Raw genomic sequence first — 18337 nt, forward strand, 5'->3', positions numbered from 1 at the left:
GACGATGGCGCGCGTCATGGCCTGATACACCATGGCGCGCGACCCGCTGAAGCGAGATGTCGATACACAATCAAACCGGCTGATCCGGCAACATCGTTTCGGATGCCGAATCAACCGGTAGTCAGACCACTCCGTCAGGCCACGCCAGGTGGCAAACTTACCTGGGCGAACGAGGCGCCCTCATCGCCCCTCATTGACCGTTGCTGCCGCCATTCATGGTGCCGTTGTTCATGGTGCCGTTCGGCGACATTGTCGAGTTGCCCCGCATCGACGAGCCCCGCGCGGGAGCCGGCGCCGCGCCCGTTCCCGTGCCCGCACCGCCGCCCATGGCCGCCGTGCCTGGCGAGCCGTAGCCGCTGTCCGCGCCGCCGTTCATGTTCTGCGCCGGTCGCGCGGTGTTCACGCCGCCCGCGCCGCCCGCCGTGCCGCCGCCCGCGCCCACGCCGTTGCTACCGCCCATCGCGCCGCCGCCCGCGCCGCCCGCGGACTGGGCAAACGTCATTGCGGAACACGTCGCCAGAGCGACCCCTGCCAGCACACGCTTCATCGATCCGTTCATGTCGATCTCCTTGAGTTCGGGTGGATGGAACTGCGGCGTGGCGCTGGTGCTTCGCCACGCCCCACGCCTCGTTCATCACGCAAGCGCCATACCGCGCCAGGGCATCGCTGAGCGCGGCTTCCAGGCGCCCAATGCCAAGGCACCCTTCGCGCCCCGACATCAGCCGATATTGCGTGCGATGCGCGGCATCCGTCTTGCGGGACGATGACCACGAAGTTGCCGTTCAACGTTGACACTCATTTAACGGAGGAAATCGCCATGGCCAACTCACTCCAACACTGCAAGGTCGCCATTCTTGCCGTCGATGGTTTCGAGGAATCCGAACTCACCGAGCCGCAGCGCGCGCTCACCGAAGCGGGCGCCAAAGTCGAGATCGTCTCGCAAAAGCGCGGCGAGATTCAGGGCTTCAAGCACGTCGACAAGGGCAGCAAAGTGAAGGTCGATCGCACGTTCAGCGACGCGAGCGCCGACGACTACGATGCCGTCGTGCTGCCCGGCGGGGTGGTGAACGGCGACGCGATTCGCGTGATTCCCGAAGCGCAGGCGTTCGTGCGCGCCGCCAACGACGCGCACAAGACGATCGCCGTGATCTGCCACGGCGGCTGGCTGCCGGTCTCGGCGGGCATCGTCAAGGGTCACACGATGACGAGCTGGCCCACGCTCCAGGACGACATTCGCAACGCGGGCGGCAAGTGGGTCGACAAGCAGATGGTTCACGACGGCAATCTCATCACGAGCCGCAAACCCGACGATCTCCCGGCGTTCAACGCGGAATTGATCTCGACGCTTTCGGCGGCGCGCGCCGCGTGATGCGCGAGGCCGTGATGCGCGAGGCGTGCGGGCCACGATGCGCGCACGCCGCATTTTGTTCGATCAGTCTCGATCAGGAGATCCATCATGCCGCTCAGCAAAGGAAAAACTCGCGAAGCGATCTCGAAGAACATCAAAACGGAAGTGAAGGCAGGCAAGTCGCAGAAGCAGGCCGTGGCGATCGCACTCAATCAGGCACGTAAATCAGGGGCGAAAATCCCGAAGAAAAGTCACAAGTAATTTGCCACTTAATTTGCCACCTTAATTTGCCAACCCGATTGCCGATAGAAAAAGCGCCGCCATCATCTGGCGGCGCTTTTTATCGCGTGATTTTCAACGCGGCGTCTGCGCCCGGCGCTCAGCCGTCTTCGCCTACCTCCACGGGATCGGGCAATTCGGGCAGCCCTTCGTTCGGGTCGGGGTGCGTTTCCCCCTCGCGATCCGGTTGCGCGCCGTCGTCGCCTTCGGCGGGTTTCTGTGCAGCCGTCATTGCCGTCAGATCGAAATGGGCGATGTCGAAATGCACGTCGCGTCGGAGCAAATCATAGTGGAGTGGCGTCATGTCGGTTCTCCTTTCGGTATCGTTCGCAAACACTCACTGCGCCTGCATGCCCGCCTCGGGTACGGGCCCTTGCACCATGCGGTAGTGGTCTTCGAGTCGATCTGCAAAGCGCAATCGACATACCGCCCGTTTCGCGCTGCGATCCGGCCAATCCGCATTAATATCGGGCACGAAGAATGCGCGCGTAGCCCCGATAAGGTTTGAAAACACCTGGCTTTTCCCCGCTTGCCTCGCCCCAAGGAGACTCTTCCATGTCACGCGCTCGCCCCGCCACCGCGCCGTCACGCGCGCCTTTGTCGCGGGAACGTTGGCGTTGGCTGCCGTGAAGTCTCGCGTGCCGCGCGCGTTACGCCCGTGCTGCTCGCCGGGGCGAGTGGCACGCGTTGCGGTGGGCATTTCCCTGGGCGCTTTCGCCGCCATCGGCCGCGCACAAGACCTGCGGGAGTCCGCGACTCCGCTCGCTTATTTCCTGCATAGCGCGGGTCCCGCCGCCGCTCCGGTGCGCGTGCTCGACTGGGCACTCGCGGCGTTGTGCGCGGGCGTCTGCGTGGTGATCGCGGGCTTGCTGGGGTTCGCGATGCGGCGCAAACGCAACGTTGCCGATCCCGCGGCAACCACCCGTGACGTCACCGCGAATCGCATCGTCCTCGTGGGAACGATCGTCTCTTCGCTGCTGCTGCTCGGTGCGCTCGTGGCCATGCTGCGCGTGCTCGCCGCCGTTGCCGAACCGCCCCGCGAGCCCGCGCTCACCATCCAGGTCACGGCCTACGACTGGTGGTGGAAAGTGACCTACATCGGCCCCTCGGGTCTGCCGTTCAACACCGCCAACGAGATCCACATTCCCACCGGCGAGCCCGTGCGGATCCTGCTGCAAAGCGCCGATGTGATTCACGCGTTCTGGGTGCCCGCGCTCGCGGGCAAGACCCAGGCGATTCCCGGCCAGGTGAATCGTCAGTGGCTGCAAGCCGACCGGCCCGGTATCTGGCGCGGCCAATGCACGCAGTTTTGCGGGCCGCAGCACGCGCATATGGCGATGGAAGTCATCGCGCAATCGCCCGACGACTTCGCGCATTGGCTCGACGCCCAGGCGCATCTCGTGACCGCGCCGGACAACGAAGCAGCGCAACGCGGCGAGCACGTGTTCGCCGTGCACTGCGCCGCGTGCCACGCGGTGCGCGGTTCGCTCTCGAGCGGCGCGCAGGCCCCCGATCTCACGCATCTCGCCTCGCGCCGCTGGCTGGGCGCGGGCACGCTCGTCAACACGCATGCGAACCGGCTCGACTGGGTCGCGCACGCACAACAGATCAAGCCGGAATCGCTGATGCCGAACATCGTGCTCACGCCCGATGAAACGCACGACCTGGGCGCATGGATGGACACCCTGCAATGAACGACCTTCCGACCACGCCTTCCGCCAACGGGCCCGCACGCGCCGCGCTGCCGCGCCGCCCGCGCGCCGGGCGGCTCTCGCGCGTGCCCGAAACCGCCACCGCGCCGCTCGACGCCGAAGCCGAGCGCCGCCTCGCCGCGATCTGGGCAACGCGCCCCGGCTGGCGCGGCTGGCTTTCCACGGTCGACCACAAGACCATCGGCCTGCGCTATCTCGTCACAGCGTTCGTGTTTCTCGTGCTCGGCGGCGTGGAGGCGCTCATCATGCGCGCGCAACTCGCGCGGCCGAACGAGACGCTGCTCACGCCGCAGCAATACGATCAGCTCTTCACGATGCACGGCGTGACGATGATCTTTCTCTACGCGTTGCCGGTGCTCAGCGGCTTTTCGAATTATCTGTGGCCGCTCGTGCTCGGCTCGCGCGACATGGCGTTTCCGCGCCTCAACGCGCTCTCGTACTGGCTCTTTCTGGGCGCGGGCATCCTGCTCTATGCGAGCTTTCCGCGCGGCCAGGGTCCGGACGCGGGCTGGTTCAACTACGTGCCGCTGTCCTCCGCGACCTACGACCCCGGCCCGAACATCGACATCTACGCGCTCGGCATGGTGCTGCTCGGCATCTCCACGACCGTGGGCGCGGCCAACTTCGTCGTCACGTTCCTGCGCATGCGGGCGAGCGGCATGTCGATCGCGCGTCTGCCGATCCTCGTGTGGGGCACGCTCACGGCGTCGTGCGCGAACCTGCTCGCGGTGCCTTCGGTGAGCCTCGCGTTCCTCATGCTCTGGCTCGACCGCAATGCGGGCGCGCACTTCTTCGACACGTCCGCTGACGGCCGCCCGCTGCTCTGGCAACATCTCTTCTGGATCTTCGCGCACCCGTGGGTCTACGTGGTCGTGCTGCCCGCCATGGGTATCGTCTCCGAGGCGCTGCCCGCGTTCTGCCGCCGCCCGATTGCCGCGTACGCCGCCGTCGCGCTCTCGACCGTGGCGACCATGCTGATCGGCTTCGAAGTGTGGCTTCATCACATGTTCGCCACGGGCTTGCCGCCGCTCGCGCTGGCTTTCTTCGGCGCGGCCAGCATGGTGATTTCAGTGCCGAGCGCGATTGCCGTGTTCGCGTGGATCGCCACGATCTGGACCGGCAAGCCCGTGTTCAAGACGCCCTTCCTCTACTTCGCGGGCTTCGTGCTGATGTTCACCGTGGGCGGCGTGTCGGGCGTGATGACGGCAGCCGTGCCGCTCGACTGGCAACTCACCGACACCTATTTCGTGGTCGCGCATCTGCACTACGTGCTGCTCGGCATCAACGTGTTTCCCGTGCTCGGCGGCATCGCGTACTGGTTCCCGAAATTCACGGGCCGCATGATGCACGAACGCTTCGGCAAGTGGACCTTCTGGGTGCTGTTCGCCGGCTTCAATCTCGGCTTCTTTCCGATGCATATCTCCGGGCTGCTCGGCATGCCGCGCCGCGTGTACACCTACCCGGCGCACATGGGCTGGGACACCGCGAATCTGCTCACGAGCGTGGGCGCGTTCGTGTTCGCCATCGGCATCGCGATGTTCATCGGCAACGCGCTTGTGAGCGCGAAGCGCGGCGCGCGCGCGGGCGCGAATCCGTGGCAAGCGGCGGGACTCGAATGGTCGACCTCGTCGCCGCCACCGCCGTACAACTTCGCGATCCTGCCGAGCGTGCGGTCGCGCGATCCGCTCTGGGCCGACGCCAACGACAACACGCCGCGCCCCGGTTATCTGCTGCATCGCGGCCGCGAAGCGCTCGGCGTCACGCCGCTCGGGGGCGAACCCGACGTGATCCTCAAGATGCCCGCGGACGCCTATTCGCCCTTCGTGCTGGGCGTGGCCGCAACCGTGGTGTTCGTCGGCGTGCTGCTGCATTCGGCCATGCTCACCGCGCTCGCCGCCATCGTCTGCGCGCTCGCATTGCTCGCGTGGATGTGGCCGCAGCGCGCGCTCGGCCAGCGCGAACCGTTCCCGGCGCACGCGCAGAGCGATGCCGCCGATGCCGCGGATTCCACCGATACCCGGCACGCTTCACGCCACAGCGAGCACGACACGCTCGCATTACCCGTGGGCAGCGCGGGCGAGCATGCGGGCGGTTGGTGGGGCGTGCTCACGCTCATCGTGACCGAAGCTGCCTTGTTCGGATACCTGATCTTTTCGTATCTCTATCTCGCCTCGCAAAGCGCGCAGCCCTGGCCGCCCGAAGGCCTGCCGAAGCTCGGCATCAGCGGCATCAATACGGCGCTGCTGCTCGCGAGCAGCGTGTTCGTCTGGCTCGCGGGATGGTTCGTGCGGCGCGCGCGCAAGTGGCCCGCGTTCACTGCGATGCTGGGTGGCATCGCGCTCGGTGTGGCTTTCGTGACGATCCAGTGGTTCGAGTGGCGCGCGCGGCCCTATGGTCTCGCTTCGAATCTTTATGGCTCGCTCTATTTCACCCTCACCGGTTTTCACCTCGCGCACGTGATCGCGGGCGTGCTCATGCTCGCCTGCCTCGCGTTCTGGATCGCGCGCGGTTATTTCGACGGGCGCCGCGACGCCGCGCTCACCATCGGCGGCCTGTATTGGCATTTCGTCGATGTCGTGTGGCTCTTCATCTTCGCCGTGCTTTATCTTTCCCCGTACGGAATGCGAGGCCGATGATGTCGCCGCCCGCTCACGTTCCCGCACCTGAACCGGAATCCGGCTCCCGATCCGCCGCGCCCACGCGCGCGCAGCGTGTCGCCGTGGGGTTCGCACTGCTGGGCGTGCCGCTGGTGTGGGCGGCTCACGTGCTGCTCTGCCAGTGGCTCGCAGCAACCACCTGCACGGGTGGCGTCGTGCAACGCAATGCGCAATCGTGGAGCGTTGTGCACGGGACGCTCGCGGTCTTCTCTGCGCTCGCGTTTGCGCTGTCCCTGGCGGGCGCGCTCGCCGCGCGGCGCGTGTTGCGTGAGGCCACGCGCTTCGCCGCGCCACAGCGCGAAACATTCCGCTTTCTCGCGTGGTGCGGCACGGCCGTCGCCATTGCGTTCACGGTCGCGCTCATGTTCACGATCTGCGTGCTGTTCGCGTTGCCGCTCGAACGGCTCTGCGGGGCACTGTCATGAAACGGCGCGCCCTCTCCGTGCTCTACGCCGCCACACTAACGTTGCTCGCGGCGTGCCAACACCACGACGACTTCGCGCAAACGAAGCCGCCGCCCGACGCCGCGCAAATCGCGCTCGGCGAAAAACTCGCCAAGGCCGGCGACTGCGCCTCGTGCCACGACTCTGCGCAGCACGAGCCGTTCGCGGGCGGCGTGGCCGTGAATTCGCCGTTCGGACCGATCTACGCGAGCAATATCACGCCCGATCCGCAGCACGGCATCGGCCGGTACACACCCGCCCAATTCGCGGCCGCCGTGCAGCGTGGCGTCGCCCCCGGCGACAAGCGGCTCTATCCCGCCATGCCTTATCCGTCGTTTGCGGCGCTGGACGGCAGTGAAGTCAACGCGCTCTATCAGTACTTCATGTACGGCGTGCAGCCCGTGCCGAACGCCGCGCCCGCGACGCGTTTGCCGTTCCCGTTCAACCAGCGCTGGGCGCTGTCGATCTGGCGATTCTTCTTTGCGCGGCATGGCCGCTACGAAGCCGATCCCGCGCGCTCCGCGCAATGGAATCGCGGCGCGTGGCTCGTGCAAGGGCTCGGACATTGCGGCGCCTGCCACACGCCGCGCGGCCCGGCCTACGACGAAATGGGCTACACGGAACGCAGCCCGCTCTATCTCACGGGCGGCGTGGTCGACCACTGGTACGCGCCCAATCTCACGGGCGATCCGGGCAGCGGACTCGGACGCTGGAGCGAGGACGAGATCGCCACGTTTCTGCGCGACGGCCACAACGACCGCGCCTACGCATTTGGGGCGATGGCGCCCGTGGTGAGCGCGAGCACGCAATTCATGAGCGACGACGACCTGCATGCCGTGGCCGTGTATCTGAAGTCGCTGCCGGCACGCGAACCCTATGGCGATTACGCCGATACCCCGGCCGCGCGCAACGCGACGATGGCCAGCCTGCGCCGCGGCATGCCCTCGCGGCCCGGCGCCGGCCTCTATCTCCAGTTCTGCTCGAAGTGTCATGGCGCCGACGGCTACGGCACGCAAAGCAAGGCGCCGCCGCTCGCGGGCAGTTCGCTCGCGCTTTCGCGGGACGCCACGAGCCTGCTGCGCCTGATCCTGGAAGGCAGCGCGAGCCCCGCGACGGCGGGCGGCGGCGAGCCGCGCAAGATGCCCGCATTCGGCGCATCGTTCACCGACGGCGAAGTCGCCCAACTCGCGAGTTTCGTGCGGGGCGCGTGGGGCAATCACGCGCCGCCCGTGGCCGCCGCCGACGTCACGCGCCTGCGCGCCGCGCTTCGTCGCTGATCGTTCCGGCGCAACGCCACGCGCAAACAACAATGGCGCGACAAACGTCCTGCTTGTCGCGCCATTCCCTGGCATCGCTAACTAATGACCCGCGTTACTGGCCCTTCGTGTCGCTGCTGGCGTCGGCGCCCGGCGTATTGGTCGTGTCGTTCATCGGCTTCTTGGCCTTCGACTTCGAGTGCATGCTGTGCGTCTTCGACTTATGCATGGTCGAACCCGTGCCCGATGCGGCCTGGTCGGGATACGCGTTGGCACCCGCGCCGCCCGCGCCTACCGTGCCGGTTCCGGTGCTGCTGCTACCGCCACCCGAGCCGCCGCCCGCACCTTGTGCGAGCGCGGCGCCAGAGGCCGCAAGCGTGAGCGTGGTAACTGCCGTAATCAGGTAGTGACGTGCTTTCATGACTGGTTTCCTCATCGTCGCGTTAAAAAAAGAACCGCGGGCGCAGCGCCCGCGCGGTCATTCCGTAACCCGCACGTCGCGTGCCTTGCATTCCTGCGCATGCCGCGCAGAACACCGCCTCGAACCTCGCGCGCGAGGCACGCGCGATGCGCGCCCACACGCCTTGAATCCCGCTTTCGAAGGAGCCAACATGACACCGGTACGCGAAATCATGTCGCGCGATATCGTGCGTATCGCGCCTGCCTCGACCATTGAAGACGCCGCGCGTTTGATGCGGCAATACGACGTCGGCGCGTTGCCTGTCTGTGACGGCAAGCGGGTGGTAGGCATGGTGACGGATCGCGATCTCGCGGTTCGCGCGCTCGCCCTGCAGCGCGCCCCGCACGACGCGATCGAGCAGATCGCGACCGAGAACGTTCAATGCTGCTTCGAAGACGAGGACCTCGACACCGTGCAGCGTCGCATGGCCGAGGCGCAGGTGCGCCGCGTGCCCGTGCTGAACCGGCAGCGCGAGATCGTGGGCACCGTGTCGATCGGCGACTTCGCGACGCGCTGCGCGGGGGCGCAACGCGCACACGTCATCAATACACTCGAAGATATTTCGCAGCGGCGCGTGGCAGGAGAGCCGAAGGAATAGCCGGGCACGAGTGCCGCATCATGGCACCGCGCGCGCCTGACGCAGCACGGCGAGCTTGCCGTGCAGATGCCCCTTCTTCAGTCGCTCGAAACCTTTGGCGGTTTCGTCGAAGGCGAAGCGTTCGACGACTTCGATCTTGACTACGCCCAGCTCCACGAGTTCGACGATCTGCGCCAGTTGACCGCCGTCGGGACGCGCGGTGTAGCGCGTGCCCCGCGCACCCCGCGCCGACGCTTCGGATTGCGAAGGTTCGTCGAGGGTGGACACGAGCGCGCCGCCCTGCTTCACGCGCGGCCAGGCGTGCGTCTGGGCTTCGCCGCCGAGCAGGTCGAACACGAGATCGACTTCGTCCCCGATATCCTCGATATCCTGCGACGTGTAGTCGATCACGTCCTTTGCCCCGAGCGCGAGCAACGCACTGTGCTCGTGCGCGGAGGCCGTTGCGACGACCTGCGCACCCGCATGGCGCGCGAACTGCACGGCGAAGCGCCCCACGCCGCCGCTGGCCCCGAGAATCAGCACACGCTGGCCGCCTTGCAGCTTGCCGTAGTCGAACAGACCTTGCCACGCCGTGAGCGCGGCAAGCGGCAACGCACCGGCGGCGTCGATCGCGCAGCTCGACGGAACGCCCGCCAGCGCGCTCGCGCTCGCCACCACGTATTCGGCGAGCGCGCCCTGGCCCTGGCCAATGAAGCCGCAGACGCGCGCCCCTTGGGGCCACGCCTGCGCATCGGCGCCGCGCTTCACAATCACGCCGGCCACGTCGCGCCCGAGCGTGAGCGGCAAGGTGTCCTGCTTGACGAGTGGAAAGTGCCCTTGCAGCGTTTTCAGATCGACGGGATTGAGTCCGGCGGCCTGCATCTCGATCAGCACTTCGTCGGCGCGCGGTTCGGGCACCGGAATGTCGAGCTGGCGCAGCGCGTCGAGTCCGCCAAAGCGCGTGGCGCGCCAGGCGAGCATGGTGTGAGGCAGCGAACTGGCGGTCATCGTGCGGCTCCTTTTCCTGGTGCAACGCGCGGCATCAAGCGGATTGAAAGCCGCGCCATACGGCGTGCGCCGCGCAATCGGCGAACCCGCGTGCAAGCGCGAGCCACGCAGGCATGCTAGACCATGGGCACATGCTTTGCTAACTCAACGCGCCGTCTCGCCCGCGAGACGCTTCCGGCCGATGCCTTGCATCGTCGCCTCGATTCACCGCCTTCCCCAGGAAGCCGCCTTCATTCGAGCGCCGCATGACCTCTCCTGATTTTGCCGCGGCGTCGACCACGGCCTTCGCCATCGACATGATCCGCCAGCCGGGAGCCGCACATGGCTGACGAGCGCGCCGCACCGAACGACATCGGCGCATTCTCGCGCCGGCATCGCGGCAAGCCGCGCAAAACCGACGCCGCCCGATCGTCGAAAGAGGACGACATGCCGAACGACGGCAAGAGCGGCGGAAAAAACGGCGAGGCGGCAGACCGCAAAAAACCCGGCAAAAAGCCGCTCATCATTCTCGGCCTGGTGGTGCTGGTGATCGCCATTGCCGCATTGATCTGGTGGCTCCTCACGCGCAATCAGATCAGCACCGACGACGCCTACACGGACGGCAACGCCATCACCATGGCGCCCAAGGTGTCCGGTTACGTCACGAAGCTCAACATCAACGACAACGTCTACGTGCACAAGGGCGACCTGCTGCTCGAGATCGATCCGCGCGACTACGCGGCGCAGGTTGATCAGGCGCGTGCGCAACTGGGTCTCGCGAAGGCGCAACTGCTCTCGGCGCAGGCGCAACTCGACATCGCGCGCGTGCAATATCCGGCGCAGTACGAGCAGGCGCGCGCGCAGATCGAGACCGCCAACGCCAACTACGCGAAGGCGCAAGCCGACTACGAGCGCCAGCACGCGGTCGACCCGCGCGCCACGACGCAGCAGAACGTGGATACGGCCACCGCGCAGCAACGCAGTTCGCACGCGGACGTCATGAGCGCGAAGGCGCAATTGAAAACGGCGAGCCTCGTGCCGCAGCAGATTCGCCAGGCCGTGGCGGCCGTGGAGGCGCGCCGCGAGCAGGTTGCGCAAGCCGAGGCGCAACTGGAAACGGCGCAGCTCAATCTGGCGTGGTGCGACCTGCGCTCGCCGTCCGACGGCTGGATCACGCGCCGCAACGTGCAGTTCGGCAGTTTCCTGCAGGCGGGCACCTCGCTCTTTTCCATCGTGACGCCGCAGGTGTGGATCACGGCGAACTTCAAGGAGTCGCAACTCGCGCGCATGCGTCCCGGCGACAAGGTCAAGATTACCGTGGACGCGTATCCGAATCTCGAGTTGCACGGTCATGTCGACAGCGTGCAGCTCGGCAGCGGTTCGCGCTTCTCCGCGTTCCCCGCCGAGAACGCCACCGGCAACTTCGTGAAGATCGTACAGCGCGTGCCGGTCAAGATCGTCGTGGACGACGGCTTGCCGAATAACCAGCCGTTGCCGTTGGGGATTTCGGTGGTGCCAACGGTGTACTTGCGGCATTGAGCGCGGCGCCCGGCGCGCTTCCATCTCGATACCCATCTCGATATTTCTGGACATTCGGCCGACTGGCGCGGCCGGATGACTCGAATTATTGTACTTACAAAAATTCGTGGTCTTCCCTATTTTTTGTAAGTACAATAATTCGCAATGCAGATCGAGTTCGACGCAAACAAGCGCGACTGGACTTTCGTCGAGCGGGGTCTGGAGTTTGGCCGGGCCGCGGAAGTCTTTCTGGGACCGCATCACACGCGCCCCGACGCTCGCAGGCACTACGGCGAGGACCGCTATCTCACGATCGGTCTGCTCGACCAACGCGTCGTCGTGGTGGTCTGGACCCAACGCGGCCACGCGCGCCGCATCATCAGCATGAGAAAAGCCAATGAACGTGAAATTGCGTACTTCGCCCGAAACAGCGGTTGATCCGGACGACGCCCCCGAACTCACGGAAGAATGGTTCGAGCAAGCCGACTTTTATATCGGCGACAAACTCATTCGTCGCGGGCGCCCGGCCGGCAGCAACAAAACGCCCACCACCATCCGCCTCGACGACGACATTCTCGAAGCCTTCAAGGCCACCGGGCCGCGCTGGCAGTCGCGCCTGAACGCCGCCGTACGCGACTGGCTCAAAACCCACTCGCCGGACGAAGTCACGATCTGAGCCCCGGCCGGCCGCACCTCGCCGGCCACACCTCGCCGGCCGCCCGTCAAGGCGCTTTGCAAGGAACAACTTTTGCTGTCCTTCGCGCGACCTGAACCGCCGTTCCCACGGCGCACGGGAACCGGAGGACACGTGCCTGGCTCATCCCGACAAGCGAACTGGCGTCCCGCGGGCAACCCGTGGCTGATCGCCATTTCGGTCACGCTCGCGGCGTTCATGGAGGTGCTCGACACCACCATCGTCAACGTCGCGCTGCCGCACATCGCAGGCACGATGTCGGCGAGCTACGACGAGGCCACGTGGGTGCTCACCTCGTACCTCGTCGCCAACGGCATCGTGCTGCCCATTTCAGCGTTCTTCGCGCGCGTGCTCGGCCGCAAGCGCTACTTCATGGTGTGCATCGTCGCGTTCACCATTTGCTCGTTCCTGTGCGGCGTGGCCACGAGTCTCGGCCAGCTCGTGATCTTCCGCGTGCTGCAAGGCTTCTTCGGCGGCGGCCTGCAACCGAATCAGCAGTCGATCATTCTCGACACCTTCGAGCCCAGCCAGCGCGGCCGCGCGTTCTCGATTTCGGCCATCGCGATCGTCGTCGCGCCCGTGCTCGGGCCCACGCTCGGCGGCTGGATCACCGATAACTTCACGTGGCGCTGGGTGTTCCTGCTCAACGTGCCGGTGGGCATTCTCACGACGCTCGCCGTCATGCAACTCGTGGAAGATCCGCCGTGGGTCAAGAAGGAAACGGCGCAGGGCCTGAACTGGCGCACGGTGGACTTCCCCGGCATCGCGCTGATCGCGGTCGGGCTCGGCTGCCTCCAGGTCATGCTCGATCGCGGCGAGGACGACGACTGGTTCCACTCGCCGTTCATCGTCACGTTCACGGTGCTTTCCGTGCTCGGGCTGGTGGGCGCGACCTTCCGGCTGCTTTACGCGAAGCATCCCGTGGTGGATTTGCGATGTCTGCGCGACCGCAATTTCGCGCTCGGTTGCCTGATGATCTTCGCGTTCGCCACCGTGCTCTATGGCAGCTCGGTGATCGTGCCGCAGCTCGCCCAGCAGCAACTCGGCTACACGGCCACGCTCGCGGGTCTCGTGCTCTCGCCCGGCGCGCTGCTCATCACGATGGAGATTCCCGTCATCAGCAAGCTGATGCCGCATATTCAAACGCGGCTGCTCATCATGACGGGCTTCATCCTGCTGACGGCCGCGCTCATCTACGCGCGCACGCTCGTGCCCGATGTCGATTACGACACGCTGGTGAAGATGCGCGCCGCGCAGTCGATCGCCATCGGCTTTCTGTTCGTGCCCGTCACCACGCTCGCCTATCTCACCGTGCCAAGCGCGCTCAACAACGACGCCTCGGCGCTCTTCACGATGTTCCGCAACGTCGCGGGCTCGATCGGCATCTCGGTGTCCACGGCGCTGATCCGCGAACGCTCGCAGGCGTGGATGGCGCATCTCTCGGGGCACATGTCGCCGCTCTCGCAGAACTATCAGGACACGCTCATGCGCGACGCGCAAACCGTCATGGCAAGCACCGGGCAGCCGCTCGCGCAGGCCCTTCAGACCGCCAACGGGCATCTCTACGAAACCTTCGTGTCGCAGGCGACGATCCTCGCCTATATCGACGTGTTCGGCATTCTCGCCGTGTATTGCGCGATCTTCGTGCCGGTCGCGCTGTTCTTCTCGCCGGTGAAGGCCGCGGGTCAGGGAGGCCATTGAGATGCGCCTGCGCTCATCCACGCTGGTAATCCGCCTGCTGCCCTGCGCGCTCGCGGCGGCGCTCAGCGCCTGCACCGTGGGCCCCAATTTCAAACCGCCCGACGCGCAAGCGCCCACCGACTGGAACGCCACGCACGCCGGCAATCCCGCCAATGCGCCGGGCGAGAAAGTGGCGGCGTCCACGCCCACGGTGCAATCCGATCCCGATCCGCGCTGGTGGCAAGGCTTTCACGACACCACGCTCGACTCGCTCATCGACCGCGCGCTGCGCGGCAATCCCGACCTGCGTATTGCCGTTGTGCGCATTGCCGAGGCCCGCGCGCAAACGCAGCAGGCCGCCGCGCAGGGCCTGCCGAACGTGCGCGCGAGCGCGAGCTACGAGCGCGAGCAACTGGGCGCGAAAGGTCTGCTCGAATCGCAAGGCGTCTACGACAAGGTCGATGCGCTCGGTGCGCCCGGTTCGCCGGTCAACCAGTTCGCGCCCGGCGAAGGGCCGGCGCTCGAAAGCGGCGTGCGCAACGCGCTCAATCAGCTCACGACGCCCGTGAATCTCTGGCAAGTGGGCTTCGACGCCTCGTGGGAAATCGACCTGTTCGGCCGCGTGCGCCGCTCCGTCGAAGCCGCGAACGCGCAAACCGACGCCGCCATCGAATCGCAGCACGACGCGCAGGTCTCGCTCGAAGCCGAGGTGGCCGAGACCTATCTGCAATTGCGCGGCGCGCAGATGTTACGCGCCACCGCCGTCGACATGATCCGCCAGCAGCGCGAGACCGTCGACCTCGCGCGCAACGCCGCGAAGCACGGCCTGGAAAGCCAGCTCGACGTGGAGCGTTCGCAGGCCGAGCGCGCGCAAACCGAAGCGCTGCTGCCGCAATACGATCAGCAAATCGCGCAGTCGCTCAACGCGCTCGCCGTGCTGGTGGGCGAAGCGCCGGGCGCGCTCGACGCCGATCTCACGCCGCCGGGCACGCTGCCCGCCACGCCGCCTTCGGTGCCCGTGGGTTTGCCGGCCACGCTGGCGCGCCGCCGCCCCGACATCCGCCGCGCCGAAGCCTCGCTGCATGCGGCCACGGCCAACGTGGGCGTGGCGGTCGCGCAGTTCTATCCCGACATCTCGCTCACCGGCGAGGTGGGCACGCGCGCGACCACGCCGCACGATCTCGCGCATTGGTCCAACTTGTTCTGGTCGTGGGGGCCGAGCGTTTCGCTGCCAATCTTCCAGGGCGGCGCGCTGGTGTCGAACCTGAAACTCTCGAAGCTGCAGCAGCAGGAAGCCGCGCTCGACTATCGCAAAACCGTGCTCGGCGCATTGCGCGACGTGAACAATGCGCTCACGGTGTATCAAACCGATCAGTCCAAGCTCGTCTCGCTCGACGAAAGCGTGGCCGCCCAGCGCCGCGCGTTCGCGCTCGCGCGCGACAGCTATCGCAAAGGCATCGTGACCTTCATCAACGTGCTGGACGCCGAGCGTCAACTGAGCAGCGCGCAGCAGAACGCGCAGCAAGGCGAGTTGCAGGTGTGTACCGACCTCGTCTCGCTCTACAAGGCGCTGGGCGGCGGCTGGAGCGACGCCGCCGCGCCGGTCGCGTCAGCGCCCGCACCGGCTTCATCGCCCTGAAAAAACGCATCAATGCAACGACTTCGCCGCCGCCCGGCGGCGACGCTTGCGCTCGCGTTTGAGGGCGGCGAGCGCGGTCTCGGCGCTGGCCGAGTCGGCGAACACTTCGGGATGCGCGGCGAGCAACTGCTCGGTCGCCACCGCGTCGTTGAGCTTGCCGAAGCGCTTTTGCAGCTTCTTCAGCGACTCGAGCCGGTCGATATCGCGCGCTTTTAGCTCGGGCCCGAAAAACTCCAGCAGATAGCGCAGTTTCTTCGCGCCCTTGCGCACCTCGTGCCACGCTGCGTAGTCGCCGCGTTTGGCCTTTTCAGCGCGCCGCCTGCGCTGCTTGAGCGCGCGCCGCGCGTCGTCCACACGCTCGCGCGCGAGCCGCTTCACCGGCGTGCGTTGCGAGGACGTGTTCAACGCGCGATTGGTCGCGTGCAGCATCTCGCGCAACGCGTGCTTGAGATCGGCGGCCGAGAGCGTGACCGCCGCGCGAGCGCGCGCCTCGCGCCGCGCGGCCTCGAGACGTTCGCCCGCGAGCGACTCGCCGGCTTCGTCTTGCGCGCCCAGCAGCTTGACCGCGATATCCCAGTCGCGCGCCTCGCCCGCCGCCGCGGCGGCGCGCTTGAGAAACGCGCGCTCGCGCTCGGCCGCGTCGCGCCCGAGTAGCGGCCGCCACGCCCACAACAGCGTGCGCAACCGCCGCAACGCGATGCGCAGCTTGTGGAAGTCGTCCGCGTTCGGATCGACGAGCGCCGCACGTGTCAACGCTTCGTCGACGAGCGGCCTCGCGTAATGCGCGAACTGCGACTGCGCACTCTCGGCCGGATCGGTGGATTTCGTCATGGCTCGCTCCTTGCGCGACTCGGGTTGAGGAAGATGCCGCGTTCAGGCCGGCACGCTTTCGGCCTGCGCCGCGCGCGACCACACGCGATGCTGGCCCGCCGTATCGACGAACTCCTTCAACACGCGCGCCAGCTCCTTCGCGTCGCCGGTCGCCACGCCATCGGCCTGGTCGGGCAAATGCGCGGCCTGCAGCACGAGCCGGCCCGTGTCCACCGCGCCCAGCGCCTTCAGATGCTTGAACGCTTCGAGCACGAAGTGGCGCGCGTCGCCGGACTGCGAAAGCACCTGCGCGGCCGCCTCGCCGCCCGGCACGAACACGGCGTCGAACATGACCGAGGGCATGCCCGCGATGGTGGCGTCGGGCGTGATGTCGCCAATGGCCGCGAGCGTGGGCGCGATCACGAGCGCCGTGGCGCCTTCCTTCGCGAACGCGTCGCGCAATTGCTTGAGCATGGCGGCGTCCGCGCCCGGCGCCGTGAGCAGCGCGATCTTGCGCGTCTTGATACCGGGCTTCACGCGATTCATCAGGCTCAGCGCGGGCGAATCCGCCGTCTTCGGCTTGCCGGGCTTGCTGCCCGCCTTGGGCTTGGGCAGACCGAGCGCCTCGGCCACGCTCGCGGCGAGGTCGGCGTCGATGTTGGCGAGAATCTCGTTCACCTCGCGCTCGCGAATCTCGGGCCTCGTGACCTTGCCGAGTTCGAACGCATAGGAAGCCTTGATGTGATCCTTCTCCGGCTCCGACATGCTGTTGTAGAACATCGTGGCCTGCGAGAAGTGATCGGCGAACGAGTCGCTGCGCACGCGAATCTTCGTGCCTTCCATCTTCTCCTGGTAGCTCTCGAAACCGCCATCGGCCGGATCGGTTTCCTTGGGCCAGCCGCCGCCCACCGAGTTCGGCTCGTACGACGCCTGTCCCACGTTGAGGGTTTGCCGGTGCATGGCGTCGCGCTGGTTGTTCTGGAACGGACACACCGGGCGATTGATCGGCAACTCGTGGAAGTTCGGGCCGCCGAGACGGCTGATCTGCGTATCCGTGTACGAGAACAAACGGCCTTGCAGCAAGGGATCGTTCGAGAAGTCGATGCCCGGCACGATATGGCCAGGATGGAACGCGACCTGTTCGGTCTCGGCGAAAAAGTTGTCGGGATTGCGATTGAGCGTCATCTTGCCGATGATCTGCACCGGCACGAGTTCCTCGGGAATCAGCTTGGTCGGATCGAGCAGGTCGAAGTCGAAGCTATGTTCGTCGCTTTCCTCGATCACCTGCACGCCCAGTTCCCATTCGGGGAAATTGCCGCTCTCGATCGCTTCCCACAGATCGCGCCGGTGAAAGTCCGGGTCCTTGCCCGAGATTTTCTGCGCCTCGTCCCACACGAGCGAATACGAGCCGAGCACGGGCCGCCAGTGCCATTTGATGAAGCGCGCCTTGCCCTGCGCGTTGACGAATCGAAACGTATGGACGCCGAAGCCTTCCATGGTGCGCAGGCTGCGCGGAATCGCGCGATCGGACATGGCCCACACGACCATGTGCGCGCTTTCCGGCACGAGCGAAACGAAGTCCCAGAACGTGTCGTGGGCGGTCGCGCCGGTGGGCATTTCGTCGGGCGCCTCGGGCTTCACCGCGTGCACGAAGTCAGGAAACTTGATCGCGTCCTGAATGAAGAACACGGGCATGTTGTTGCCGACCAGATCGAAATTGCCTTCCTCGGTGTAGAACTTCACGGCGAAGCCGCGCACGTCGCGCACCGTATCGGCGGAACCGCGCGGGCCTTGCACCGTGGAAAACCGCACGTACACCGGCGTTTCCTTCGCGGGGTCCTGCAGAAAGCCGGCGCGCGTCAGTTCGGACTGCGATTCGTAGACCTTGAACACGCCATGCGCGGCCGACCCGCGCGCGTGCACGATCCGTTCGGGAATGCGCTCGTGATCGAAATGCGTGATTTTTTCACGCATGATGAAATCTTCGAGCAGCGACGGGCCGCGTGGGCCCGCGCGCAAACTGTTCTGGTTGTCGGCGATCTTCACGCCTTGATTGGTACGCAACGCTTCGCCGTCGGCGCGTGCGCGAAACGGTTCGAGGCTCTGCGATTTGGCGTCGGATGAAGACGGCTTGCCCGGCGAGCGGTGACTCTTCGACATGGGGAACTCCTTGGAATCGGTCGCGCATGCGGCCTTGGGTGAGTGACCGTCCTCCGCAAACGTTGTGCCGTTTGTCGTGCTGTTTGTTATGTCGATATGAACGCGCCCGCACTCGAT

At 66.3% G+C, this 18337-nt stretch carries 17 protein-coding genes and 1 pseudogene; 12 read left to right on the plus strand and 6 right to left on the minus strand.

What is annotated here, in order from left to right; all coding sequences use genetic code 11:
- Window positions 1–190: 190 nt before the first annotated feature.
- Window positions 191–502: a hypothetical protein gene (locus FAZ98_RS23995; protein WP_158954736.1), complete on the minus strand. Its 312-nt coding sequence runs from the start codon at window positions 500–502 to the stop codon at window positions 191–193.
- A 315-nt stretch (window positions 503–817) separates the two neighbouring features.
- On the opposite strand from FAZ98_RS23995, the gene FAZ98_RS24000 reads away from it, so the two are divergent.
- Entirely contained in the window at window positions 818–1369 is a 552-nt protein-coding gene (locus tag FAZ98_RS24000) for a type 1 glutamine amidotransferase domain-containing protein (RefSeq protein ID WP_158954738.1), read from the plus strand.
- An 87-nt stretch (window positions 1370–1456) separates the two neighbouring features.
- Window positions 1457–1609, plus strand: a complete 153-nt coding sequence (locus tag FAZ98_RS35430) for a DUF6496 domain-containing protein (RefSeq protein WP_199272439.1) — start codon at window positions 1457–1459, stop codon at window positions 1607–1609.
- A 118-nt stretch (window positions 1610–1727) separates the two neighbouring features.
- On the opposite strand, the gene FAZ98_RS24005 is transcribed toward FAZ98_RS35430, so the two are convergent.
- Window positions 1728–1931 carry a hypothetical protein gene (locus FAZ98_RS24005; protein ID WP_158954740.1) on the minus strand — a complete coding sequence of 68 codons (204 nt, stop codon included), beginning with the start codon at window positions 1929–1931 and terminating at the stop codon, window positions 1728–1730.
- A 313-nt stretch (window positions 1932–2244) separates the two neighbouring features.
- Between FAZ98_RS24005 and coxB the strand changes: the two genes are divergently transcribed.
- From coxB to FAZ98_RS24025, 4 genes are read left to right on the plus strand one after another with little or no spacing between them, the layout of a single operon-like run.
- Window positions 2245–3321, plus strand: coding sequence for a cytochrome c oxidase subunit II (coxB, locus tag FAZ98_RS24010; protein ID WP_407672133.1), 1077 nt, complete (start codon window positions 2245–2247; stop codon window positions 3319–3321).
- A complete protein-coding gene (gene ctaD, locus FAZ98_RS24015) occupies window positions 3318–5975 on the plus strand; it encodes a cytochrome c oxidase subunit I (RefSeq protein WP_158954744.1) in 2658 nt (885 codons plus the stop codon). Before coxB ends, ctaD begins: the two co-directional genes overlap by 4 nt.
- A complete protein-coding gene (locus tag FAZ98_RS24020; protein WP_158954746.1) occupies window positions 5972–6421 on the plus strand; it encodes a hypothetical protein in 450 nt (149 codons plus the stop codon). The genes ctaD and FAZ98_RS24020 overlap by 4 nt, the downstream gene beginning before the upstream one ends.
- Window positions 6418–7716 (plus strand): c-type cytochrome, encoded by a 1299-nt coding sequence (locus tag FAZ98_RS24025; RefSeq protein ID WP_158954748.1) that lies wholly within the window; start codon window positions 6418–6420, stop codon window positions 7714–7716. The genes FAZ98_RS24020 and FAZ98_RS24025 overlap by 4 nt, the downstream gene beginning before the upstream one ends.
- Window positions 7717–7810: 94 nt before the next feature.
- Here FAZ98_RS24025 and FAZ98_RS24030 read toward each other — a convergent pair whose 3' ends face one another.
- Window positions 7811–8116: a hypothetical protein gene (locus tag FAZ98_RS24030; protein WP_158954750.1), complete on the minus strand. Its 306-nt coding sequence runs from the start codon at window positions 8114–8116 to the stop codon at window positions 7811–7813.
- A 190-nt stretch (window positions 8117–8306) separates the two neighbouring features.
- Between FAZ98_RS24030 and FAZ98_RS24035 the strand changes: the two genes are divergently transcribed.
- The gene (locus FAZ98_RS24035; RefSeq protein WP_158956459.1) at window positions 8307–8753 is read left to right on the plus strand and encodes a CBS domain-containing protein; all 447 of its coding nucleotides are present in this window, start codon (window positions 8307–8309) and stop codon (window positions 8751–8753) included.
- An 18-nt stretch (window positions 8754–8771) separates the two neighbouring features.
- Here the strand turns inward: FAZ98_RS24035 and FAZ98_RS24040 are convergent, their stop codons facing one another.
- Complete coding sequence (locus tag FAZ98_RS24040; RefSeq protein ID WP_158954752.1) at window positions 8772–9740, minus strand: NADP-dependent oxidoreductase; 969 nt, start codon at window positions 9738–9740, stop codon at window positions 8772–8774.
- Between the two features lie 321 nt (window positions 9741–10061).
- Here FAZ98_RS24040 and FAZ98_RS24045 point away from each other — a divergent pair, with 321 nt between their 5' ends.
- The 5 genes from FAZ98_RS24045 to FAZ98_RS24065 all read left to right on the plus strand — a co-directional run bounded on the left by FAZ98_RS24045 (window position 10062) and on the right by FAZ98_RS24065 (window position 15250).
- Window positions 10062–11258, plus strand: coding sequence for an HlyD family secretion protein (locus tag FAZ98_RS24045; RefSeq protein ID WP_407672134.1), 1197 nt, complete (start codon window positions 10062–10064; stop codon window positions 11256–11258).
- 144 nt (window positions 11259–11402) lie between these two features.
- On the plus strand, window positions 11403–11675 hold the full coding sequence (locus FAZ98_RS24050) for a BrnT family toxin (protein ID WP_158954754.1): 273 nt from the start codon (window positions 11403–11405) through the stop codon (window positions 11673–11675).
- A complete protein-coding gene (locus FAZ98_RS24055; RefSeq protein ID WP_158954756.1) occupies window positions 11635–11913 on the plus strand; it encodes a BrnA antitoxin family protein in 279 nt (92 codons plus the stop codon). The genes FAZ98_RS24050 and FAZ98_RS24055 overlap by 41 nt, the downstream gene beginning before the upstream one ends.
- 132 nt (window positions 11914–12045) lie before the next feature.
- Window positions 12046–13632, plus strand: a complete 1587-nt coding sequence (locus FAZ98_RS24060; RefSeq protein ID WP_233272904.1) for a DHA2 family efflux MFS transporter permease subunit — start codon at window positions 12046–12048, stop codon at window positions 13630–13632.
- Between the two features lies 1 nt (window position 13633).
- Window positions 13634–15250: an efflux transporter outer membrane subunit gene (locus FAZ98_RS24065; RefSeq protein WP_158954758.1), complete on the plus strand. Its 1617-nt coding sequence runs from the start codon at window positions 13634–13636 to the stop codon at window positions 15248–15250.
- Window positions 15251–15259: 9 nt separating this feature from the next.
- Here the strand turns inward: FAZ98_RS24065 and FAZ98_RS24070 are convergent, their stop codons facing one another.
- Window positions 15260–16081, minus strand: a complete 822-nt coding sequence (locus tag FAZ98_RS24070; RefSeq protein ID WP_158954760.1) for a CHAD domain-containing protein — start codon at window positions 16079–16081, stop codon at window positions 15260–15262.
- Window positions 16082–16123: 42 nt separating this feature from the next.
- Window positions 16124–18247, minus strand: a pseudogene (katE, locus tag FAZ98_RS24075) (catalase HPII); the annotation flags it as partial.
- Window positions 18248–18337 lie beyond the last annotated feature (90 nt).

Origin of the sequence: Paraburkholderia acidisoli, assembly GCF_009789675.1 — a bacterium.
Classification (GTDB): domain Bacteria; phylum Pseudomonadota; class Gammaproteobacteria; order Burkholderiales; family Burkholderiaceae; genus Paraburkholderia; species Paraburkholderia acidisoli.

Excerpts from the sequence above, each read along its gene's own strand:
- FAZ98_RS23995 (WP_158954736.1), bottom strand. The coding sequence starts at position 502 with ATGACGTTTGCCCAGTCCGCGGGCGGCGCGGGCGGCGGCGCGATGGGC.
- FAZ98_RS24000 (WP_158954738.1), top strand. The coding sequence starts at position 818 with ATGGCCAACTCACTCCAACACTGCAAGGTCGCCATTCTTGCCGTCGAT.
- FAZ98_RS35430 (WP_199272439.1), top strand. The coding sequence starts at position 1,457 with ATGCCGCTCAGCAAAGGAAAAACTCGCGAAGCGATCTCGAAGAACATC.
- FAZ98_RS24005 (WP_158954740.1), bottom strand. The coding sequence starts at position 1,931 with ATGACGCCACTCCACTATGATTTGCTCCGACGCGACGTGCATTTCGAC.
- ctaD (WP_158954744.1), top strand. The coding sequence starts at position 3,318 with ATGAACGACCTTCCGACCACGCCTTCCGCCAACGGGCCCGCACGCGCC.
- FAZ98_RS24020 (WP_158954746.1), top strand. The coding sequence starts at position 5,972 with ATGATGTCGCCGCCCGCTCACGTTCCCGCACCTGAACCGGAATCCGGC.
- FAZ98_RS24025 (WP_158954748.1), top strand. The coding sequence starts at position 6,418 with ATGAAACGGCGCGCCCTCTCCGTGCTCTACGCCGCCACACTAACGTTG.
- FAZ98_RS24030 (WP_158954750.1), bottom strand. The coding sequence starts at position 8,116 with ATGAAAGCACGTCACTACCTGATTACGGCAGTTACCACGCTCACGCTT.
- FAZ98_RS24035 (WP_158956459.1), top strand. The coding sequence starts at position 8,307 with ATGACACCGGTACGCGAAATCATGTCGCGCGATATCGTGCGTATCGCG.
- FAZ98_RS24040 (WP_158954752.1), bottom strand. The coding sequence starts at position 9,740 with ATGACCGCCAGTTCGCTGCCTCACACCATGCTCGCCTGGCGCGCCACG.
- FAZ98_RS24045 (WP_407672134.1), top strand. The coding sequence starts at position 10,062 with ATGGCTGACGAGCGCGCCGCACCGAACGACATCGGCGCATTCTCGCGC.
- FAZ98_RS24050 (WP_158954754.1), top strand. The coding sequence starts at position 11,403 with ATGCAGATCGAGTTCGACGCAAACAAGCGCGACTGGACTTTCGTCGAG.
- FAZ98_RS24055 (WP_158954756.1), top strand. The coding sequence starts at position 11,635 with ATGAACGTGAAATTGCGTACTTCGCCCGAAACAGCGGTTGATCCGGAC.
- FAZ98_RS24065 (WP_158954758.1), top strand. The coding sequence starts at position 13,634 with ATGCGCCTGCGCTCATCCACGCTGGTAATCCGCCTGCTGCCCTGCGCG.
- FAZ98_RS24070 (WP_158954760.1), bottom strand. The coding sequence starts at position 16,081 with ATGACGAAATCCACCGATCCGGCCGAGAGTGCGCAGTCGCAGTTCGCG.